The organism is Citrobacter sp. Cb004 (assembly GCF_030337065.1).
In the GTDB taxonomy this organism is placed as follows: Bacteria; Pseudomonadota; Gammaproteobacteria; order Enterobacterales; family Enterobacteriaceae; genus Citrobacter; species Citrobacter braakii.
Map to the genome: position 1 here is coordinate 103426 of NZ_JAOWCH010000046.1, position 19917 is coordinate 123342.

Genomic DNA, 19917 nt, shown 5'->3' on the forward strand with positions numbered 1-19917 from the left:
ACCTTATTCCTCCAGTTGTTGAAGACTGCGGCTGCGAATCTCTTGTTGCAGCTTCTCAATCACTTCATTTACGTCCAGGCTGCCCAAGTCTTTGCCACGACGGGTGCGCACGGCAACTTTGCCTGCTTCTACCTCTTTGTCGCCACAGACCAACATATAAGGGACACGACGTAAAGTGTGCTCGCGGATTTTAAAGCCAATCTTCTCATTTCTCAAGTCTGCTTTTACACGAATACCCGCATTTTGTAGTTTCTGCGTTAATTCGTTGACGTATTCAGACTGTGAATCGGTGATGTTCATGACGACAACCTGAACTGGCGCAAGCCAGGTCGGGAAGAAGCCAGCGAACTCTTCGGTCAGGATACCGATGAAACGTTCCATCGACCCAAGAATTGCGCGGTGAATCATAACCGGCACCTGACGCTCGTTGTTTTCGCCAACATAAGAGGCGCTTAAACGGGACGGCAGAGAGAAGTCCAGCTGTACAGTACCGCACTGCCATGCACGATCGAGGCAGTCATACAGGGTAAATTCAATTTTCGGACCGTAGAATGCGCCCTCACCCAGTTGGTACTCAAACGGGATGTTGTTTTCTTCCAGCGCAACGGCCAGGTCAGCTTCAGCACGGTCCCACATTTCATCGCTACCGATACGTTTTTCGGGGCGAGTGGACAGTTTGACGACGATTTTCTCGAAGCCAAAGGTGCTATACATATCGTAGACCATACGAATGCAAGCGTTAACTTCATCACGGATCTGCTCTTCTGTACAGAAGATATGTGCATCATCCTGAGTGAAGCCACGAACACGCATCAGGCCATGCAGCGCGCCTGACGGCTCATTACGGTGGCAGCTACCAAACTCGGCCATACGCAACGGCAGATCACGATAGGATTTCAGACCCTGATTGAAGATCTGCACGTGACCCGGGCAGTTCATGGGCTTAATGCAGTATTCACGGTTCTCAGAAGAGGTCGTGAACATCGCATCTTTGTAGTTATCCCAGTGACCTGTTTTTTCCCACAGCACGCGGTCCATCATGAACGGACCTTTAACTTCCTGATACTGGTATTCTTTCAGTTTTGAGCGAACAAAGACTTCCAGTTCACGGAAGATTGTCCAGCCATCATTGTGCCAGAACACCATACCCGGCGCTTCTTCCTGCATATGATACAGGTCAAGCTGCTTACCGATTTTACGGTGGTCGCGTTTGGCCGCTTCTTCCAGACGTTGCAGGTAGGCATTCAGGGCTTTTTTATCGGCCCATGCAGTACCATAAATACGCTGCAGCATCTTGTTATTGCTGTCGCCACGCCAGTATGCCCCAGCGGTCTTCATCAGTTTGAAGTGATGACAGAAACGCATGTTCGGCACGTGCGGGCCACGGCACATATCGACATATTCTTCATGATGGTACAAGCCAGGCTTGTCATCATGGGCAATGTTTTCATCAAGAATGGAGACTTTATAGGTCTCGCCACGCTTCACGAAGGTTTCACGCGCTTCGTACCAGCTGACTTTCTTCTTAATGACATCGTAGTTTTTCTCAGCGAGCTCGTGCATCCGCTTCTCGAGCGCGTCGACATCTTCCTGGGTTAGCGTACGGTCAAGATCGATATCGTAGTAAAAACCGTTATCAACAACCGGTCCGATCGCCATTTTGGTGTGCGGCCAGAGTTGTTTGATCGCGTGCCCTAACAGGTGCGCACAGGAGTGACGAATGATCTCCAGACCTTCTTCATCCTTCGCGGTGATGATGGAGAGCTTCGCATCATGCTCAATCAGATCGGAAGCATCTACCAGCTCACCGTCAACACGGCCAGCAATAGTGGCTTTCGCCAGACCTGGACCGATGTCCAGCGCAACATCCATGGGGCTTACAGCGTGGTCGTAATGGCGTTGGCTGCCATCAGGAAGAGTAATAACAGGCATGTTATATCCTTATTTGCAGTGGTGACCCACACGTAAGATCACATACAAAGAGAAAATTTATTTGTTTACAGTAAGTTGTGCAACCATCTAACCAACAATCGCTAAATTGGTACACAATCTGGTACACAAATGAAAAACTGACATCCTCAGTCCCTCACCCGGTAAAATGATGGTAACACTAAAAAAGTGGTGATTGCACCACTCTGTTTCACATCGCTTCAAATTGTCTTGCAACAGTGGATGTAATCGACTAGATAAGGGCAGCACAAACACTTGCAAACCGATGCAAAGCTTTGTGTGTCCCGCTTTTGTCTCACTTCACCTTACATATCAAAAAGCCAACCTGATTGGGCTTCTCTTCCATGCTATGTCGATCATCCAGATGTATGATGGTAGAATATTGCCCAAGATTGCAGTGACTTAGTCAACATCTAGAATTCTGCCAAGCATGGCAAAAATGGATAAAACAGAGAACAGTATGAATTCTGCTAAATACAGACCTGATATTGATGGCTTACGCACATTGGCCGTATTAATGGTGATTTTATATCATGTTGGAGTGCAAGGGATAAGTGGTGGTTTTGTTGGTGTTGATGTTTTTTTTGTGATTTCTGGATATCTCATTACTGGAATCATATATCCTAAATTGCAAGCTGGGACCTTTAGCTATCAAGACTTTTATCTGCGAAGGATAAAAAGAATTTATCCAACTCTATTATTAGTAGTCGCGGTGACATTCATTGCATCATATTTCTTTATGATGCAAACAGATTTTAAAGAATTCATAAATAGTGCTCTTGCATCGTTGCTTTCTTTAAGCAATTTCTTTTTCATGTTGAACACTGGTGGTTATTTTGATCAGTCTACAGACAATCTCCCGCTTTTACACACATGGTCATTATCAGTTGAAGAGCAGTTTTACATTCTTTGGCCGATAATATTAACATTAGCATTTAGATTTAAGAAGGGGATGTTTATATTCATAACTTCCCTTTTATTATCCATTGGATATTCTCAATATCTAACATTAACCAACCCTTCGTTTGCTTACTACATGATACCATCTAGAGCTTTCGAGTTGTTAATCGGTGGTATGTGTTCCATTTATCTAAAAAATACATTTCCTACAATCAAGATCAGAACTTTACTTGCATCGTTAGGTGCAATAATCATTATTGCTTCATCATTAATATTGTCAAAGCATTCAAATTTCCCAGGCTTGAATGCGCTTCCTGTATGTCTTGGAACTGCAATGATAATAATTGCTGGTAATGGCAATATTTATCCATCAGTTAACAAAATCCTTAGTTTTAAGCCGATTGTTTACATAGGGAAAATATCCTATGCCGCTTACTTGTGGCATTGGCCATTAATTGCCTTTTATAATTATAGGGGCCTGCCTCTAACACCGTTAAATCAATTAACCATTATCATTACCACACTATTGTTATCAAGCATAACATTTCATTTTATTGAAAATAAGACTAGGTATCTGAATTTTTCATTTCAAAAAACAGTCCTGCTATTTTTCATTTTACCTGTCATTGCGTTTACAGGAATCACTATTGCCTCATATAAAACAGATGGGTTCTCATATAGATTCAAGGGCTATTTAGATGAATTAAGTGCTAGCAACGACCCAAGTAAAATGAGAAGCACTTGTCATACAAGTTATTACAAAAATAATTGGGATATCAAAAGAATAATTCCAGAATGTAACATTGGTGACACATCAAAATCTGTTGATGGATATTTATGGGGAGACTCTTACGCTAATGCAAGTACAGGATTTTTTGATGCATGGGCAAAGGCCAATGGTTTAAATTTTCAAGAAAGAACAATCAGTTGGACTTTACCAATACCAGGAACGTCTTATGGCCGACCTACTTTTGGCTTGGCAGACAAAATAAATACCGCAAAATTTACATCATGGATATTTAACGAATCACTTAAATATAAATATGTAATACTAGCAGCAGACTGGAGACAGTATGATAAATGTTTCAATGATGAACTTCGCGGCGTGCCTCATGAATGTGAGTTATATGATCAATATGGTAATAAAATAACAAACCAATATAGAACCAGAATTGAGGATATGATCTCTAAATACATTAGTCACGGCGTAATAATCATCCTTTTTAACTCGGTTAATGGTATTGATTACAATAAGATAAAAGCGGGGAAAATTAGCGGGGAAGATATTTCCACGAACAAATACAAAAAAGAAGAGATTAAGGGTGCAGATGAATTTATAAATTACTTGGTAAAGAAATACCCACAAATTAAATACATAGACCCTAACAAGGCGATTTGTAATGATAGCCTATGCTCAGGGGAAATAAACGGGGTTATACTTTATAGAGATGGCGGACACTTAAACTGGTTGGGTTCTAAATTATTAGGTGAGAAATATCTAAAAATGAAATAACATACACATCGCCTGCAGATGCAGGCGATGTAACATATTCCTCATTGAAAACAGAAGCCATAATATTAGTAATGAGTTGTTTCAGTTAACTTAAAAAACCAATATAATTTCTTACAAAAACTATTAGCAACAAACAGAAATTAATTCATGAGCGCCCCACATATCTATCACTAAAATGCTACTATTTCTCACATTATTCATACCTAGGATTCGTCAATTTAGCACAATAGTGTCGATCAATCTCTAAAGTAATGATAAACTACACCTATTTGCTAAGTAGCTGAATTTTATATATGTTAAAGATTTTCACTAGATATGTTTCTATCGGTGTTGTCAATACCATTATTCATTGGATGTGCTTCGGTTTTTTGTTGTATTACTTTGAGGAAAGTCAGGCTATCTCTAACTTAGTCGCATTCGCTGTCGCGGTAACATTCAGTTTCTTCGCAAATGCTATATGGACATTCAAAACCCGGGCGACCTCTGGTCGCTATGTGGCTTTTGTTTTGTTTATGGGTATGATGGCGACATTTACTGGCTATTTGGCTGATAGTCTAGGCCTGCCGCCGGTTGTTACGCTGGTTGTATTTTCTGCATTCAGCCTCACGGCAGGATTCTTATACTCAAAATTCATTGTTTTTAGGAATGCGAAATGAAAATTTCTCTGGTCGTCCCAGTCTTCAATGAAGAAGCCACGATACCTATTTTCTATAAAACTGTGCGGGAATTTAAAGACCTTCAACTACATGAAGTAGAGATAGTCTTTATCAATGATGGAAGCAAAGACGCAACAGAATCAATAATTGATGCACTTTCCATGTCCGATCATCTTGTTAAGTCTCTTTCATTCACCAGAAATTTCGGGAAAGAGCCTGCGCTGTTTGCCGGTCTTGAGCATGCCACTGGAGATGCAGTAATTCCAATAGATGTTGACCTGCAAGACCCTATTGAAGTTATCCCACATCTGATTCAGAAGTGGCAAGATGGAGCAGATATGGTTCTGGCAAAGCGTGCTGACCGATCAACTGATAGCCGCTTAAAGCGAAAGTCTGCTGAATGGTTTTACAAGCTACACAATAAAATTAGCAATCCGCAAATTGAAGAAAACGTCGGTGATTTCCGCTTGATGTCACGTGAAGTTGTGGAAAATATCAAGCTTATGCCCGAACGAAACCTATTTATGAAAGGTGTGCTTAGTTGGGTTGGTGGTAATACTGACGTTGTCGAGTATGTGCGAGCGGAGCGGATAGCAGGTAGCACTAAGTTTAATGGTTGGAAGCTCTGGAACTTGGCCTTAGAGGGTATTACTAGTTTTTCAACATTTCCTCTACGAATGTGGACATACATTGGTCTTATAGTTGCAGGACTTTCTTTTATTTATGGCGCTTGGTTGATAGTCGATAAGCTACTATTCGGTAATAATGTCCCAGGCTATCCATCGCTACTGGTTTCAATACTGTTTCTTGGCGGCGTACAGCTGATTGGGATTGGTGTCCTTGGTGAGTATATTGGAAGAATCTACCTAGAAACCAAGAAAAGACCAAAATACCTATTAAAGAGAAAACTAAAATGAATAAAAAATTAATATTAATAATTGTATTATTGTTGATGAGTTCTGTTTTCATCTGCTCATCAGTGTATTTTTTTCTTGGCAAGGTTATCCCTAAAGAATATACAGGGACCCAAGCTGAAAATCAGCTATTTTACAAAATTGAAGAATGTCGCTTTGGAGAGTATTTTTTAACCATTAGTGGATGGGCAATAAGAAAAGGAGTAGCAATGGATGAAAAAACCATTACCATCTTAGTGCCTACAACTAATGGAGTTAGTGAGTATAAATCTATCCTCACTGTTCGTGGAGATGCTTCTAGAACAGCAAATAAAGCATTTTCTGATAACCTTAATTATACAAACTCTGGTTTTAAATCATTTGCAATGATAGATAAAAATAAAATCACGGGAAAGGTTGCTATTAAAGTTAATAGTAAAGGTGAATCGTGGATGTCAGTAACAGATTGCGGTATTTAATCATGAGATATAATCTTAACAATAAAATAACAGCATCTATCATATCGTGTTTTATTTTCATATTAGCGTTGACATTTTTTCACACTAATAAAATGAACTTTGCTGACGATATGTATTACACAACCATTAGTAATAATGGTGATTATTTTTCTTTCATTTGGAAAAGATATTTCACATGGTCATCACGCATTCCTATTGATTTATCAACGTTAATTTTCATAAACCACATAAATTTGGTTAGAGTAATAAACTCGACACTAATTCTAACTATTGTTATGGCGTCTGTTTTATATGCGCGGTTAGGCGTAAATCGAGAAACCAAGTACTATGACTTCATTATTTGTTCAGTTTTATTTTTTCTTTTCACCAATGAAATCCTAAAGGATTCAGTGTGGTGGGTTACAGGTTCATTTAACTATCTATGGCCTTCAGCTTTTTCTTTATTGGGTTTTCTCTCTTATATAAAAGATATAAAAAGCAAATACATCAGAATTATTTTGATATTATGCACAGCTTTTTCTGTTTTTAATGAACAAATAGCTGTGTTTTCCATAATGGTCATGGGTGTTTTGATTGGTGTAAAAATACATAAAAAAAACCTCGATAAACTTCATGTAATTCAATACATTACTGTATTAATTTGTGCATCCATTGTATTCCTTGCGCCCGGCAACTCCGTAAGATTTGCTCAAGAGATGGGTATTGGATTTAACGATTTCTTCGACATTGGATTGTTAGGGAAAATATACTACGGAACAACCGCAGTATCATCTTTCATTGCTGGAAAATATAATTTCATTCTGTATATCGCTATGTTTTTGGCAATTATAAATGCTGTAAGAAAACGTAAGTTTACAACTGCAACTATTACCTCAATATCACTATCAATTATATGCTTGACCAGCATGAAATATATCTATGCTTTTACAGGAATTGAAGGTTGGCATATTCAATTAATGCTTTTAATTTCAGTATGTTGGAGTATTTATATTTTAACAATCAATTTCAGCACTGATGATTCAGAAGTGAATTTGGTGCTGGCATTTATTTTCCTTTCTTCAATACTGATAGTTTTTGCATTAGGTTTCTCCCCATCAATATTTTATGACAGACCAAGAACATTCTTTTTCTCAGAAGTAATTATGACAGTTTTCGTTTTCAGAGAAATGATAAAGACATTTAAATTATAAAAAAGGCGGGCAAGGCCCGCCCCAATTTATATATTCGTGCTCTGTACTATATCGGTGTTTGCTTTGTTAGTTGCCGGATAACTGCATACAACAGTTGTGTTTACTGTGGCGTTCTCCCCAAACCAGAATTTATTTGTCGTACTCAGACCAGTTTGCGCCGTTCCTGTTGCATTGATGGTCGCCAATGCTGACTTAAAACTATTTTTAGTGCACCGGATAGTCTCGTAGTGTGCGACCCAACTTTGGGCACCCGTATCGTTATAGAGAGTTACTACTTCTGGGGCAGTCGGTGATGCCGACATGCAAAGGTTATTCATTATCTCCATATAATTTCCGGCGCTGGATAATTGTACTCCAGCAGCTAAAGGTGCGAGCAAAGTCCCACCGCCCACCATCGTATTTCCATTTATACGCATTCTCGTAGGGGTGTATCCGGACGTATGCAACTCTAGGAACGGCGCACTCGTTGTATTGAACTCGTTGCCAGTGCATTGCATTGTCGCCTGACTACCGAACTTAAGCTGACAACGCCCTACTCCTCCTGTAAACACGTTGTTGATGATTTTTACACGGGTTAAACCGCCGCCGCCCCCTGAATACATGAGCGCAAAGTTCCGAGAAGACAAGGACACTGTGTAGTCCACCTCGTTGTCTTTAAATATCACTTCAGTAGAGTAACTACCTACCTGGAAGTAGATATTACGTAGAGCATTTCCTGATACAGTGACTTTTTGGAAATTGCTGATTGCAGCGTTGCCCTGAACATCTGTCCGGAGGACGCCCATGACATTATTTTTGAGGTGTAGTTTCGAGTTGTTAACAGTAGCCTGATCGACACCAGTAATCATCGCGGTGCCAGTAATCTCAATAATATTGTTAGCCAGCATCCATTCTGTATTTGTCATGTACGTGTACATGGACATGAATGACGGGGCATAGAACCGATTACCGGTGACTTGGACGGAGTAGCTATCCATAACATACGCCGAAGAACCACTGACCCCAAGAAGGAAGATACGATCCAGCGATTTAGCGACGTTGTTCGCGATAACGATAGAGCTAATCCAGCCCGTATTAAACCATTTTGTTCCCGTATCGTTACCAATTTGCATAAACAACCCGTCAGAATTGCAGACGTTACTAGTAACTGTAATTTCGCCCCACGGTTGCTGAGCTGGGGCATTCCCCGTCTCGAATGCCATGCAGTAATCGTTAATATCAAACGAGTTCCCAGTTACCGCATATCTGGTGAAACCGAACCGTCCTTTAACAGCCCCATTACCACGCGAATTAATTCTGTTACGGAATACGTTCCCTGTTACAACAATATCACCACAAAGAATGCCATCGCCTGCATTGGCAAAACTACTCCCTGCGATGTATACCGCATGGTCATACCATCCCATAAAGTGGTTGCCATACACGCGAATATTCTGACCGTTACCAACAACAGCTCCGCCCGGTTGGTCTTTGAAGACCATGTTAAAAATGCTTAAACCGGACTCTTTCTTATCGTGATTATCCCATGAAGTTCCAGATACAGGCGTCTGACCGTCAGGACCAAAGATATAAGGGCCGACATCTGCTGGCTCTACATCGCCATAGTAGGTTTGATTTGGAAGTGACTGATCGGTATCTGTATGTTTCGGCACCGTAAATCGACGCGCACCGCCGTCAATGATCAGGCTATGAATGGACTGACTACCAACAGCACCACCCAGCATTCGAAATAGCTTGCGCGTATCATTGACTGGGTCAATGTTGGTGGTTCCCGATATAAACCTACTTCCGTACCTACGAGTTATAATTGCACTACCATCCCCCCACACAGAACGGACATAAGACCAGACGTTAACAGCGGTATCAAAGCAGTATGTACCAGGCGGAAAGTAAACCGAGCACTTCAGACCATGCGCCTCGTCCATAACCTGCTGTATTTTAGGCTGATGGTTAACGGACAAATCACCGGACGCAAGTGCAGCCATCTCAGTTTCATCCATATACTTTGTTGCCAGAAGGCTTGGCGTTTTCTCAACATACTCGGCCAGCGTACCATACCGTGTATTCACGAGAGATCCGTCACCGTTCTGCAGCTCAGAACGCAATGCCGTATCACCGACGTTAATCCACGCCCCTGGTCCAATGCCACCTGTAGACTCAGGTGTTGAATTAGCCGGAACCACTTTAGGTCCACCGGCGAATGAACCTGTCCACTTGTAATATGAGTTATCAGTTGGGTTGAACAGAACTTCGTTTGGAGTGGATACCGTGGCCCCCGTGGTAAATGTCACCCCAGTAAGCGTGACATATCCAAAGGCGTTCATAACTTGTTGAGCGAGGTAATTGATACCTTCAATCGTGTAATGCTTATTGCCAAAGCGATCGGTGTATGTCCATCCCATCGACGTGACAAATTCATCAATCTTCCCGGCGTTAAATTTCAGATCGCGCGGAGACTCACTCGGCACTGGCAGACTGGTTGGTTGAGTAGCCATATTTTTTCCATAAAAAAACCCGGCGCAGTGGCCGGGTTGTGTTGATTGAGATGGGGTTATGGGTAAATGTTTTCGCTATACTCTGCGACGGTCAGAGATACTGTGTTGTCGCCATTTGGCTTTATGCTGTTAACTGTCCATAGTTGGCTGTCCAACTCTTCCACGGTCGCGATGAGATAGCGCGATGGAAGCTGCACAGTGTCTCCGTTCCATATGTTGAGCTGAATATCTGGCATTGCCGATGTGAAACCGTATTTTGTGTCACTTCGGGCCGTTGCCGGATAACGCAGGGTCGGGTTTCCCATGCTGTCAGTTACCAGCACATACATAGAACCGGTAAACATGATCGGCTCACTGGTATCGAAATCATTCCCAGAACGCCCGGTGATGTAACCCTGCTGCTGGTTGCTGTCGTAGATATCCGGCATCTGAATGACGCTGCCGACCTGAATGATCCCGTCCTCGAACACCTTGGCGTTCATCTTCACCCGCGAGTAAATCAGACGTTTTGTTTCGCGTAGCGCTCGCTCCCGAGCCTGGTACTCGTTACGGAAGCCTACTATCTCGAGCTTGTTCGGGTTCTCCGCTTCCTGCTCGACGATAACTCCGTTCAGAACGCGGTAGTTGATGTACGTCTTGTTGTTCGTAGTCGGGTGAACGTATGACACCTGCACGCCATCATAACCACCTGGAAGCGTGGCTTCGTACGTAATTTTGTACTCGTCTGTCTTCATGTTGGCCCGGTTGAATACAGCAGCCGGATAATCAACCTTCTGGTCGCGGGTGAAGGTCAGTACACCGTCATCCCAGTACGCCATGACAGACGCTGCATTGCAGATAGCCTGCACGCGGTCGCCGAGAGAATCGTTCTCATCGTCAAACGTGTAGTCGAAGTAACCCAGGCGCTCATCTGTCAGGCTTTCAGCAATTGAGTACAGCCCGTACAGGTCAATGCTGCTAACAGGTTGCTCGCCCATAATCAGCCAGGTATGCGTCACTGCATCAGCGAATGAGCGTGAGGCCCGCAGGGTGTAATCCACCGCTTGCGTCGCCAGGTTGTAACTGATGGTCTGACGCGTCACCAGAGCGTTGTATTTTCGGTCACGGCTGCCCAGGGCGTTCTCCGTCGCCCTTACCTTCACGCGCACCAGCGTATCGGTTGGATGCACGACGTTGTTTCTGACGTTGACCGAGTGGATCTCCTCAACCTTCAGGATAGAGGCATCACTAGAGTTATCTGTGCGCTGGAAGTTAATGGCGTACTTGCCGAAACCGCCGGTCGGCGTCAGCTTATCGGTGCGATAAAACACTTCGCTGGATGATTTGTGCGGCGTCCCCTGGTGATACGTGAACGTCTGCTGAGTACCCGGCACCTGGTTGTAGTCATCGTCAATCTTCCAGATCGTGACCTTCCAGTCAGCGGACTTTTTGCCGCCCAGCTGTACCTGAGTGTGTAGCCACAACTGAGAGGACTCTACCGGCGAGAAGAACGGGCCAACGACGAGCGCTTCGTTATCGTTGAGGATGAACTTCGTCGTGTTAATTGTCGCCGTTGCCGGGACGTCAGGAGGGCCGATCAGATCCCCCATCGTGAATGTGTACCATCGGACCGGGTTAACCACCGCGCCGTCGTTAGTTTCGACAGCTGAAATCAGCGTGCCGGAGAAATCGACATCCTGCGTTACGTTGCCGGTTGGCGTGCTGTAGGTGACGTTAATCGTAAAGGTAACGGCGTGCGGCAGGACCAGCCCCATGAAGTAATCAAAATCAGCCTGCTTGATGATTTTTACTGCAATCTGCCCGCCGGAGTAAGTTCCGCTTACAACCGTGGTGGCCGTAGCAGTCTCGATCGGGAAATTGTCCGATTCGTTTTGCCCGGGCACCTCCTGGCCGTCTACGTCGTCGAAACCGTACCCTTCGTTGATGGTGGGTATCACCTCGCCCGGCTGGTAAAACTGAAACTCTGCACCGGCCATGCTTCCGAGGCTGGACTCTGAATAACGCACGGACTCGTAATTGTATTTGCCGATCCCGATGCACATCCACTCAGTAACGTACTTCAGGCCGCCATCCGTGTCGCTCTGGCGCACGTATTCGAACAGCGACTCCTGAATCAGATCCGGGAACGAACGGATTTGTCCGTAGATGTCCGGTTTTGCTTTGTAGACGCGCGCCGTATTCGTCTGGCCGGTCAGGCTATTGTTTGGCGAGTCAATCGTGTTGCCGCCGGTATTGGCGATCGCCGGCTTTGGCGCAAGGAAAGAGAATACCGCGCCGACAACTTTGAAGATCGGGCTGAGAATGTCGCCAATGATACCCTTCGGCTGGTCGAAAATCTGGACGGTGTCCAGTTCGCATAGCTCAAACGCCAGCTCATCATCTTCGCCAAACTTTACGCCATTGCGAACGATCAGCAGATCGCGGTGAAAGGTAGCGTCATTGGCTGCAAGCCAGTCATAAAAAAGGGTGCCGTTTGGCACCCTGTAGCGTTCTTTTGGCGTTCCCGGGAAACGCTGGAGTTCAATCAACGCCATATTCGAAAAACTCCACTTTAGTGAATGCCCGCTGAATGACCAGCAATGAATCCATGCGTACGCTTCCATTCTCGCCGCGCGAGTGCAGCGCCTGCCTGTTCAGTACCAGGCCAACATGTGCCGGCTGCGCGCCGCGGTAGCCGAACTCATCCCACAACTTCGTGCGTTTGGTGTTTCCCGGCTGGCCTGCGTACAGCATGCGCTGCCGCCCGATAGCATCAGCAAGGGCATTAACGAGGAATGAAACCTCGCCTTGTTGTTCACTCACTGATGAGCTCCTTAGAAGAATACTGCGCCGACCTGCTTGTGGTTGTTCTTCGCTACTGCAAAGTAACGGAAGCCGTCAGCACCGTGTGATGTGAAGTCATGAAGCGGTTTGTCTTTCCAGCACCCGCGCTTGTCGTCCCACTCTTTGCGATAACCTTCGAGGTGAGATATGCCCTCGGCACACTTCTCTTCATCGAAGACGCAGAATGGGAGAATTTCACGCACCGACTCAATGCCGGTATCGACACCAGTTTTAGGCACAACGTTGAATGTCATCGAGTAGACCTGTCCGTCAATTTCATAGCCTTCCTGCGCAAGTTCTTTGCGCGATTTAGCGTCAGCGCCGAACTCGCGATTCTCGATGTCGTGCGGACCCCAGTGCTCACCGTACTCATAGCCGCGGTCTTTCAGCACCTTCATGTAGTGCCTCAGGCCTTCGCCGGAATTTTCGTAGTAGTCGATGATGTGGAACTCATTGCCTACCTCGCGAACGAACCAGATGGCCGTGGAGTCGCCCACGCCAATATCCCAGAACGTATGAACCGGGAGGTGCGAGTTGTCCGGGATTTGCCCGATCCGCTTGTTGGTGTAAAGCCAGCGGAACTGTTTGGCGTAGTACGCGCCCTCGACAGACTGCTGGAACGCCTCAGCCGGAATGGTCGGGTATGGCAAGACGTACAGCATCCGTAACGTGAACCCGGAAAACGCCATTCTCGCTCGCTGTATTCGTAAGGCCCTCCCGTTCCGCAATACCGGCTGGAAACTCCACGGGAAACGCCTGCCAGATAACACTGTGCAGCGCGGAAACGTCGTAGATATCCGCAACGCACGCCACTTGTTCGAGGTTATCCAGAACGCTGCGCGAAGCGGTCGCCGAATGCTCATCATTGATGACTTCCAGGCCATCATGCAGCACGAGAACATGGATCGGGCCTATGAGACTGGCTACACCAAGTTCACCGAAATGGCAGAACACGCCTGGCGCATCATTGAAGCAGCCACCCAATTACCTGACGACTTCCGCGTCTATTTCCTCGCTCACACCGAAGAGAGCGAAGGAAAAATCAGGATGAAGACAGTCGGCAAGATGCTTAACGAAAAGCTCACACCCGAAGGCTACTTCCCTATCGTTCTGCGCATCATCAAGCGAGACGGCAAACACCTTTTCCTGTTGAAAGGCGACGACAACGACACCGTGAAATGTCCACCTGACCTGTTCGGGGCGGAAGTGACTGACATGGATAACGACCTGGCGGCGTTCGACAACGCAATTTCTGAATTCACTGATTTATAAGAGAGATAACGATGAACCAACCAATCAGCTTTACCTGGAACCAGCAGTCTGCAGAAGCGGCACTCAAAGCAGGATCCTCCGCTGGCATTTCTGAAACAGGCGCATATGAGGGTGTAATTACGTCTGCAGTGTATGAATTCGGCAAGGACGGATCACAATCTCAGGCGCTGGTTCTTTCACTCGACGCTGACGGCCAGAAAGCAAACTTCCTGCGCATCAACTTCCTCGGTCGCGATGGCAGCCAGACGTTCGGCATGGGCCTGATCGCCGCCATCATGTGGGCCGCGCAGGTTAAAGACGCACAGGCACAACAGCGTCAGGGACAAGGTGGCCCTGAATGGTGCCTACCTGCTCTTGAAGGTAAGCGGGTCGGACTCTTTCTGCAGAAGATCCTCACCACCAAGCAGGATGGGAGTGGTGACAGCTACAAATTTGAGGTTCGCCACGTTTTCCAGCCAGGAACACGACTGACCTATAAAGAGTTCAATGAGAAAGCTCCAGCAGAAGCGATTGCCACGCTCGAGCGCACCATGAAGGACAAAGATGACCGCAAGCCTCACGATTCTTCCCGAGGTGGTTGGGGTGCGCCATCATATAGCGGCGGCGGATGGGGTGGTAATCAGGTGGACCCAAACGCTGTACCTGACTCTCGCCTGCAACAGGCCAATCGGCAGGTATCGCAGAACAATCAACATCCTCAGTTCGACGATGACATTCCTTTCTAAAAAGGCATCGCTATGACTCACGCTCACGACGACATCAGGGTTGGCACACTGTGCCTTCCCTTCATTGGTAACGGCTGGCTAATGCCATGGGGGGAAGTGGTCAGCAATCCATTAAAAGCGCAGCGACTAGCTGAGGAATATCGGGAAAGACAGGAGGCGGCATGAATACCATCCCCCACCAAGACATCAACTCCCTCATAAAGTCAGGCGCCCTATTCGTGTCCAACCACTCTGGTGGCAAAGACAGCCAGGCGATGCTCATCAAGCTGCTTGAGGTCGTACCGCCGCGACAGCTCGTCGTAGTGCATGCATCGCTGGGTGCCATGGAATGGCCTGGCGCGCTGGAGCTGGCCGAGAAGCAGGCTGGGGATTCCGGACTGCCTTTCATCGTCGCCAGGGCGCGCAAGACTCTGCTGGAGATGGTTGAGCGACGCTTTGCGAACCGCCCGGAGGTGCCGAGCTGGCCGTCAGCTAGCACCAGGCAATGCACCAGTGATCTGAAGCGCGGTCCTATCCAGCGTGAGGTGAGAGCCTACGCAAAGGCGAACGGTTTCAAGGTGATCGTCAATTGCCTTGGTCTGCGTGCTCAGGAGTCTCCTGGCCGTGCAAAGCGCCAGGCGTTCCGCAAGAACGAGACGGATTCCAACTCGGTGCTGACCTGGTACGAGTGGTTGCCTATTCATGAGATGAAGAAAGACGAGGTGTTTGCCTCCATCCGCGAGGCTGGTCAGGAACCACATTACGCTTATGCGCTTGGAAATGAGCGACTTAGCTGCGTGTTCTGCATCATGGCTAGCCGTAACGACCTGAAGAACGGAGGGGCGCACCACCCTGAGCTGCTGGAGCAGTACGCGACACTGGAGGGCAAGACTGGATACACGATGCACATGAACCGCATCCCGATTAAGGAGCTGGCGGCATGACCGGAAAATACTCTCTTATCTACGCTGATCCGCCCTGGTCTTACGGCAACACCATCAGCAACGGCGCTGCCGCCGATCACTACTCAACCATGAAGCTAATCGACATCAAGCGCCTGCCGGTGTGGGAGCTTGCCGCCGAAAACGCGGTGCTGGCGATGTGGTACACCGGAACGCATAACCAGGAGGCCATCGAACTTGCCGAGTCCTGGGGCTTCACAGTTCGCACGATGAAAGGCTTTACCTGGGTAAAGCTGAATCAAAATGCCGAGCTGAGAATCAACAAAGCGCTGTCTGAGGGTGAAGTCACCGACTTTTACGACTTTCTCGATCTGCTTAACGCCGAGACGCGCATGAACGGCGGCAACCACACCCGGGCCAATACCGAAGACCTGTTGATTGCCACCCGCGGCGCCGGGCTGGAAAGAAAGCACGCCGGGATTAAGCAGGTGGTATACAGCCCGCTCGGCGCGCACAGCGAAAAGCCGTGGGAAGTGCGCAACCGGTTGGAACTGCTTTACGGCGATGTGCCGCGCATTGAGCTGTTTAGCCGCAGCGCGGCGCCAGGCTGGGCTCACTGGGGAAATCAGTGCGCCACCGCCTCGGTTGAATTGCTGCCCGGCTGCGCCATTGATGTTGTGAAAACGGAGGCCGCATGACGCTAACCAAACGAATCACAAGGTCGCTATGTCGGCCTTTTTATTTTTTCGCGTTCACCTTCAACCGAATTAACCGACAGTTCATGGAGCACTGATGAAGCATTTAACAAACACAATAGCTCTTATCGGCGCGTCAATGGCGTCAATAAAATCGTGGAGTTTCTCTGAAATATCTCCTGCTTTACGTATGGATGCCAGTTATCCAGTTGGTGGCGGGAAGACGGGTATTGCAGCAGCACGCCGGGCAGCCAAAAAACGCAGGAGAAGTCGCAAATGACATCAGAAATCATCGTTCAGGCCAGCGCTCTCGAAGAGATGATGCGCGAACATGCTATTCAGGCACACAGACTCAACCACTCAGCAGTATCAGCAACGCACTGTGAGGAATGCGGTGACAAGTTACTTGATGCTCGCCGGAAAGCGTATCCGGGATGCACGATGTGTGTCAGTTGTCAGGGTGAGATGGAATTGCGTAAGAAGATTGGGAGGATGTGATGTGGCCTATATGCAAACACTGCGGACGTAAATGCTTTAGTGGTTGGTGCGTTAAATGTGATAAGCGAGGGTGATGTGATGGATTACAGCAAGCTGAGCGACGAAGAAATCAATGAATTAGTTACCAAGCAACTCATTTTATCAGGCTTTTATACCGACGACGCGCAGGAGGTAAGTCATCGTCAATATGTAAGCAAAGGGTGGTGCTGGGGGCGTGGAACAGAAACAGGACTCAGGAACAGAGATGGCTCTGTTTTCGTCACGCACCAGAATGGATTCCAACTTAACTACTGCAATGACGCCTCGGTTGCATGGCCGATTATTATCAGAAACAGGATATCCATTCTTGACCAATTAACAGAGTGGTGTGTTGACGCTAATGGAGTATGTCCAGTTTTCGATAAAAACCCTCTTCGCGCCGCAATGATTGTATTCCTCATGATGCAGGACTCAGCCAATGTTCCAGCTAATTCAACGGGGTCAGATATACGCTGACAATGCCGGGTGGCCGGTAATAATTCACTCCGTCACATCACAGATAGTCCGCTACTGGCGACAGGGACGGATCAACACCGCTTCAATCGACCGCTTTAACAATGACTTTGAGCACCTCGACCCACACGAGGCTGCACAGATACGCGCCGAACTTGAAACAGCAGAACACTTAAAACGCCTCCGCGCTATGCGGGCGGCATGAGGAGAGATTATGTCAGCACACGAAGAAATTATGAATGCTCTCGCCTTTTACTTCGGAGACGGAGAAGGACTAAATCCAAGCGAGGAAAGCATCCGTGAAATTATCAGCCAGGAGCATGACCCCATTTCGACGATTGCTACAGCTTTAGATGATTACCGCGCATCAAAACCATGACACAACTGATAGCCAGTTATGAGCTGGCTATTGGGTGCGAATGCACTGCCACGTTATCCCCCATTTGCCCTCCAGTGTGAGGGCATTCTTTTTGCCTGGAGAAAAACATGCAAACAACAATCAGCATTCAGCCGGTTCTGGTTAACCGTGAGCGAGTTCAGGAGATGCTTGGTGGTATCTCCAGAACCACGTTTTATCGCAAGCGCAAGCAGTGGGAAGAATCTGGCACACCATTTCCGCAGGAAGTGGAAGAAATCCACCCTCCGAAAGGTGGCGCTCTCTTCCGCTACGTAGAAGTCATTCAGTTCTGCAAAGATAAAGGGCTGTTGGCTGCACACGCCTGAATCTTATCAGCCCACAATTCCGCTGCTGCCTGCTGCTCGGGGATGTAATCATACTGGTCATAAACAGCCAGCATCCCCGTTAGCTTATGCCCGAGTATCTTCTCTGATACGTGAGGCGCAACGCCAAGCTCAGCCATCTTTGTTTTACACGTTCTTCGTAGGTCATGCAGAGACCAGTGTTCCCCACCCATGACATCTTCCACCTGCCCCGCGATGGAAATCAATGTACTGGCTGACATAGGCCTGTCCACCTGCAGCTTAGCCGGTGGAAACGCGATTGACTGATCGGGGTACACATCAAAAACCTTCTGCAGATAATCAGCTGCCAGCTGAGAAATCCCACGCACAAAGCGTTTACGCGTTTTCGAGTTCTCTTTCGGTATTACCCACTCCCTCGCCTTCAGGTCAAAATCACCCTTCCTTGCCAGCCTCAACTCAACACCGCGGCATCCGGTAAGCGCCACAAGGCGGATCAGCATTTTGTTTTGCCATGACATCTTGGTTTTATCTATGGCATTCCAGAACACGCCTATCTCTTCGTCGTTCAGGAATCTTTCCCCGTCATCAGGACGGCTACCAACATCGTTAATCTCAAGCAACATTAGCGAATTTGAAGTTATACGTTTTCGGCGCAGCGCATAGCGGATCACCTGCTTCATCTTCACCAGAACGTTACCTGCCTGAACCGGCGAACCACCTTTCGTTATGCGCAGGAATATCTGCTCCCACTCAACGGGGCTCATCTCATCTGCTATCAGTCGGCCGTAATTGTCGGTAACGTGAAGCTTCAGCATCCGCTTCCAGTATTCATACTTCACCATCTCTTTCACTGATGGTGTTTCCAGCCACTCATCAACGAGAGTGCTGATGCTCGGCGAGCTGGATACGATGTCCCTGGCTTTCTTCCGCTGCATTGCCGGATCGCGACCCTCTTCCAGCCATCCCTTGCATTCCTCCATCGCGTCACGCGCTTCTTTGATAGACATCTTGCCGTAGGTGCCAAGTTTTAGTCTGGCCGGTTTCCCGTTGAAGCGATAGCGGTACTGAAAGGTGATAAGTCCCTTTGGGCTGATCCTGGCAGAAAGTCCACCACCATCTGCTATCTCCTCTGGTCCATCATATGGCTTGCCAGCTATACGCCTGAGCTTGGTATCGTTGAGAGGCATGCTTGTCCCTGTTCAGCTTTGTCGGAATTGGTACACGATTTGGTACACAGATTCTACGACACGAACTAGGATAAGATGAACTAAATTGAAACGGGTAAATTAAAGAAAGTTAGGTGTGATGCGGAATTGGTGAAACAGGTAGGAACAGACGGGAATGAAGTGAAATTCTGGATGGTACTTACACGTAAGATCACATACAAAGATTCAATATTTAAAATCATCAAAAAGGTGTGGGCTGATTCCCGCTTCACTCTGCGAAATATGTCACTGGTCGCCTTAATGGCTACACTGGACCTACACCCGCTTTTTGATAACACCGTTTGACAGTGTACACGGCATTACGAGCCGATCAAAGCAACAATCAACGCGCACTCTATGATGTAAATCAATTCACTGACACCCTGACGTTTTTGTTACACTTGTATAAAGTCATCTAACCTGAGCAGGAAAAGGACAATGCCAACAAATCGCTTTGCGAAGAAACACTGGAAGATGGTTGTGATACTGCTCGTTATTTGTGCGGCAATGCTGATGCTACGTTGGGCTGCGATGATCTGGGGTTAAAA

At 46.9% G+C, this 19917-nt stretch carries 21 protein-coding genes and 2 pseudogenes; 17 read left to right on the forward strand and 6 right to left on the reverse strand.

The window, feature by feature from the left end; translation table 11 throughout:
• Nucleotides 1-3: 3 nt before the first annotated feature.
• On the reverse strand, nt 4-1932 hold the full coding sequence (gene thrS / locus OGV65_RS05650; RefSeq protein WP_047500283.1) for a threonine--tRNA ligase: 1929 nt from the start codon (nt 1930-1932) through the stop codon (nt 4-6).
• Nucleotides 1933-2380: 448 nt separating this feature from the next.
• Between thrS and OGV65_RS05655 the strand changes: the two genes are divergently transcribed.
• From OGV65_RS05655 to OGV65_RS05675, 5 genes are all read left to right on the forward strand, one after another.
• Nucleotides 2381-4363, forward strand: coding sequence for an acyltransferase family protein (locus tag OGV65_RS05655; RefSeq protein WP_286454710.1), 1983 nt, complete (start codon nt 2381-2383; stop codon nt 4361-4363).
• Between the two features lie 293 nt (nt 4364-4656).
• Entirely contained in the window at nt 4657-5019 is a 363-nt protein-coding gene (locus OGV65_RS05660; protein WP_286454711.1) for a GtrA family protein, read from the forward strand.
• Nucleotides 5016-5936: a glycosyltransferase family 2 protein gene (locus OGV65_RS05665; protein ID WP_286454712.1), complete on the forward strand. Its 921-nt coding sequence runs from the start codon at nt 5016-5018 to the stop codon at nt 5934-5936. Before OGV65_RS05660 ends, OGV65_RS05665 begins: the two co-directional genes overlap by 4 nt.
• On the forward strand, nt 5933-6391 hold the full coding sequence (locus tag OGV65_RS05670) for a hypothetical protein (RefSeq protein WP_286454713.1): 459 nt from the start codon (nt 5933-5935) through the stop codon (nt 6389-6391). Before OGV65_RS05665 ends, OGV65_RS05670 begins: the two co-directional genes overlap by 4 nt.
• 2 nt (nt 6392-6393) lie before the next feature.
• Nucleotides 6394-7581, forward strand: a complete 1188-nt coding sequence (locus tag OGV65_RS05675; protein ID WP_286454714.1) for a DUF6056 family protein — start codon at nt 6394-6396, stop codon at nt 7579-7581.
• Nucleotides 7582-7607: 26 nt separating this feature from the next.
• On the opposite strand, the gene OGV65_RS05680 is transcribed toward OGV65_RS05675, so the two are convergent.
• The 4 genes and pseudogenes from OGV65_RS05680 to OGV65_RS05695 form a co-directional block, all read right to left on the reverse strand.
• A complete protein-coding gene (locus OGV65_RS05680) occupies nt 7608-10076 on the reverse strand; it encodes a tail fiber/spike domain-containing protein (protein WP_286454715.1) in 2469 nt (822 codons plus the stop codon).
• Between the two features lie 56 nt (nt 10077-10132).
• Nucleotides 10133-12610, reverse strand: a complete 2478-nt coding sequence (locus OGV65_RS05685) for a host specificity factor TipJ family phage tail protein (RefSeq protein WP_286454716.1) — start codon at nt 12608-12610, stop codon at nt 10133-10135.
• Nucleotides 12597-12752: pseudogene (locus tag OGV65_RS05690) on the reverse strand (NlpC/P60 family protein); the annotation flags it as partial. The pseudogene OGV65_RS05690 and the gene OGV65_RS05685, both read right to left, overlap by 14 nt.
• Nucleotides 12753-12889: 137 nt before the next feature.
• Nucleotides 12890-13543: pseudogene (locus OGV65_RS05695) on the reverse strand (terminase); the annotation flags it as partial.
• A 211-nt stretch (nt 13544-13754) separates the two neighbouring features.
• On the opposite strand from OGV65_RS05695, the gene OGV65_RS05700 reads away from it, so the two are divergent.
• The 11 genes from OGV65_RS05700 to OGV65_RS05750 all read left to right on the forward strand — a co-directional run bounded on the left by OGV65_RS05700 (nt 13755) and on the right by OGV65_RS05750 (nt 18185).
• Nucleotides 13755-14171, forward strand: coding sequence for an ATP-binding protein (locus tag OGV65_RS05700; protein WP_286454717.1), 417 nt, complete (start codon nt 13755-13757; stop codon nt 14169-14171).
• 11 nt (nt 14172-14182) lie between these two features.
• Entirely contained in the window at nt 14183-14896 is a 714-nt protein-coding gene (locus tag OGV65_RS05705) for a hypothetical protein (protein WP_275377423.1), read from the forward strand.
• A 12-nt stretch (nt 14897-14908) separates the two neighbouring features.
• Nucleotides 14909-15061 carry a DUF1317 family protein gene (locus OGV65_RS05710; protein ID WP_006809793.1) on the forward strand — a complete coding sequence of 51 codons (153 nt, stop codon included), beginning with the start codon at nt 14909-14911 and terminating at the stop codon, nt 15059-15061.
• Nucleotides 15058-15819, forward strand: a complete 762-nt coding sequence (locus OGV65_RS05715; RefSeq protein ID WP_286454720.1) for a phosphoadenosine phosphosulfate reductase domain-containing protein — start codon at nt 15058-15060, stop codon at nt 15817-15819. Before OGV65_RS05710 ends, OGV65_RS05715 begins: the two co-directional genes overlap by 4 nt.
• Entirely contained in the window at nt 15816-16475 is a 660-nt protein-coding gene (locus tag OGV65_RS05720; RefSeq protein ID WP_286454721.1) for an MT-A70 family methyltransferase, read from the forward strand. The genes OGV65_RS05715 and OGV65_RS05720 overlap by 4 nt, the downstream gene beginning before the upstream one ends.
• Nucleotides 16476-16569: 94 nt before the next feature.
• Complete coding sequence (locus tag OGV65_RS05725; RefSeq protein WP_097290177.1) at nt 16570-16752, forward strand: hypothetical protein; 183 nt, start codon at nt 16570-16572, stop codon at nt 16750-16752.
• Nucleotides 16749-16970: a TraR/DksA C4-type zinc finger protein gene (locus tag OGV65_RS05730; protein ID WP_286454722.1), complete on the forward strand. Its 222-nt coding sequence runs from the start codon at nt 16749-16751 to the stop codon at nt 16968-16970. The genes OGV65_RS05725 and OGV65_RS05730 overlap by 4 nt, the downstream gene beginning before the upstream one ends.
• 78 nt (nt 16971-17048) lie before the next feature.
• Nucleotides 17049-17465 carry a phage protein NinX family protein gene (locus OGV65_RS05735; RefSeq protein ID WP_286454724.1) on the forward strand — a complete coding sequence of 139 codons (417 nt, stop codon included), beginning with the start codon at nt 17049-17051 and terminating at the stop codon, nt 17463-17465.
• Nucleotides 17428-17667, forward strand: a complete 240-nt coding sequence (locus OGV65_RS05740) for a DUF4222 domain-containing protein (protein ID WP_101700001.1) — start codon at nt 17428-17430, stop codon at nt 17665-17667. Before OGV65_RS05735 ends, OGV65_RS05740 begins: the two co-directional genes overlap by 38 nt.
• A gap of 9 nt (nt 17668-17676) precedes the next feature.
• Nucleotides 17677-17841 carry a hypothetical protein gene (locus OGV65_RS05745; RefSeq protein WP_286454725.1) on the forward strand — a complete coding sequence of 55 codons (165 nt, stop codon included), beginning with the start codon at nt 17677-17679 and terminating at the stop codon, nt 17839-17841.
• 107 nt (nt 17842-17948) lie between these two features.
• Nucleotides 17949-18185, forward strand: a complete 237-nt coding sequence (locus tag OGV65_RS05750) for a hypothetical protein (protein ID WP_032936075.1) — start codon at nt 17949-17951, stop codon at nt 18183-18185.
• Here the strand turns inward: OGV65_RS05750 and OGV65_RS05755 are convergent.
• On the reverse strand, nt 18143-19351 hold the full coding sequence (locus tag OGV65_RS05755; protein ID WP_286454727.1) for a tyrosine-type recombinase/integrase: 1209 nt from the start codon (nt 19349-19351) through the stop codon (nt 18143-18145). The genes OGV65_RS05750 and OGV65_RS05755 overlap by 43 nt on opposite strands.
• Before the next feature lie 456 nt (nt 19352-19807).
• On the opposite strand from OGV65_RS05755, the gene yniD reads away from it, so the two are divergent.
• On the forward strand, nt 19808-19915 hold the full coding sequence (yniD, locus tag OGV65_RS05760) for a small membrane protein YniD (protein WP_003030590.1): 108 nt from the start codon (nt 19808-19810) through the stop codon (nt 19913-19915).
• Nucleotides 19916-19917: the final 2 nt, after the last annotated feature.

What these genes read in the sequence shown, in the direction of transcription:
- thrS (WP_047500283.1), bottom strand. Translation starts at nt 1,932, where the DNA reads ATGCCTGTTATTACTCTTCCTGATGGCAGCCAACGCCATTACGACCAC.
- OGV65_RS05655 (WP_286454710.1), top strand. Translation starts at nt 2,381, where the DNA reads ATGGCAAAAATGGATAAAACAGAGAACAGTATGAATTCTGCTAAATAC.
- OGV65_RS05660 (WP_286454711.1), top strand. Translation starts at nt 4,657, where the DNA reads ATGTTAAAGATTTTCACTAGATATGTTTCTATCGGTGTTGTCAATACC.
- OGV65_RS05665 (WP_286454712.1), top strand. Translation starts at nt 5,016, where the DNA reads ATGAAAATTTCTCTGGTCGTCCCAGTCTTCAATGAAGAAGCCACGATA.
- OGV65_RS05670 (WP_286454713.1), top strand. Translation starts at nt 5,933, where the DNA reads ATGAATAAAAAATTAATATTAATAATTGTATTATTGTTGATGAGTTCT.
- OGV65_RS05675 (WP_286454714.1), top strand. Translation starts at nt 6,394, where the DNA reads ATGAGATATAATCTTAACAATAAAATAACAGCATCTATCATATCGTGT.
- OGV65_RS05680 (WP_286454715.1), bottom strand. Translation starts at nt 10,076, where the DNA reads ATGGCTACTCAACCAACCAGTCTGCCAGTGCCGAGTGAGTCTCCGCGC.
- OGV65_RS05685 (WP_286454716.1), bottom strand. Translation starts at nt 12,610, where the DNA reads ATGGCGTTGATTGAACTCCAGCGTTTCCCGGGAACGCCAAAAGAACGC.
- OGV65_RS05700 (WP_286454717.1), top strand. Translation starts at nt 13,755, where the DNA reads ATGCTCATCATTGATGACTTCCAGGCCATCATGCAGCACGAGAACATG.
- OGV65_RS05705 (WP_275377423.1), top strand. Translation starts at nt 14,183, where the DNA reads ATGAACCAACCAATCAGCTTTACCTGGAACCAGCAGTCTGCAGAAGCG.
- OGV65_RS05710 (WP_006809793.1), top strand. Translation starts at nt 14,909, where the DNA reads ATGACTCACGCTCACGACGACATCAGGGTTGGCACACTGTGCCTTCCC.
- OGV65_RS05715 (WP_286454720.1), top strand. Translation starts at nt 15,058, where the DNA reads ATGAATACCATCCCCCACCAAGACATCAACTCCCTCATAAAGTCAGGC.
- OGV65_RS05720 (WP_286454721.1), top strand. Translation starts at nt 15,816, where the DNA reads ATGACCGGAAAATACTCTCTTATCTACGCTGATCCGCCCTGGTCTTAC.
- OGV65_RS05725 (WP_097290177.1), top strand. Translation starts at nt 16,570, where the DNA reads ATGAAGCATTTAACAAACACAATAGCTCTTATCGGCGCGTCAATGGCG.
- OGV65_RS05730 (WP_286454722.1), top strand. Translation starts at nt 16,749, where the DNA reads ATGACATCAGAAATCATCGTTCAGGCCAGCGCTCTCGAAGAGATGATG.
- OGV65_RS05735 (WP_286454724.1), top strand. Translation starts at nt 17,049, where the DNA reads ATGGATTACAGCAAGCTGAGCGACGAAGAAATCAATGAATTAGTTACC.
- OGV65_RS05740 (WP_101700001.1), top strand. Translation starts at nt 17,428, where the DNA reads ATGTTCCAGCTAATTCAACGGGGTCAGATATACGCTGACAATGCCGGG.
- OGV65_RS05745 (WP_286454725.1), top strand. Translation starts at nt 17,677, where the DNA reads ATGTCAGCACACGAAGAAATTATGAATGCTCTCGCCTTTTACTTCGGA.
- OGV65_RS05750 (WP_032936075.1), top strand. Translation starts at nt 17,949, where the DNA reads ATGCAAACAACAATCAGCATTCAGCCGGTTCTGGTTAACCGTGAGCGA.
- OGV65_RS05755 (WP_286454727.1), bottom strand. Translation starts at nt 19,351, where the DNA reads ATGCCTCTCAACGATACCAAGCTCAGGCGTATAGCTGGCAAGCCATAT.
- yniD (WP_003030590.1), top strand. Translation starts at nt 19,808, where the DNA reads ATGCCAACAAATCGCTTTGCGAAGAAACACTGGAAGATGGTTGTGATA.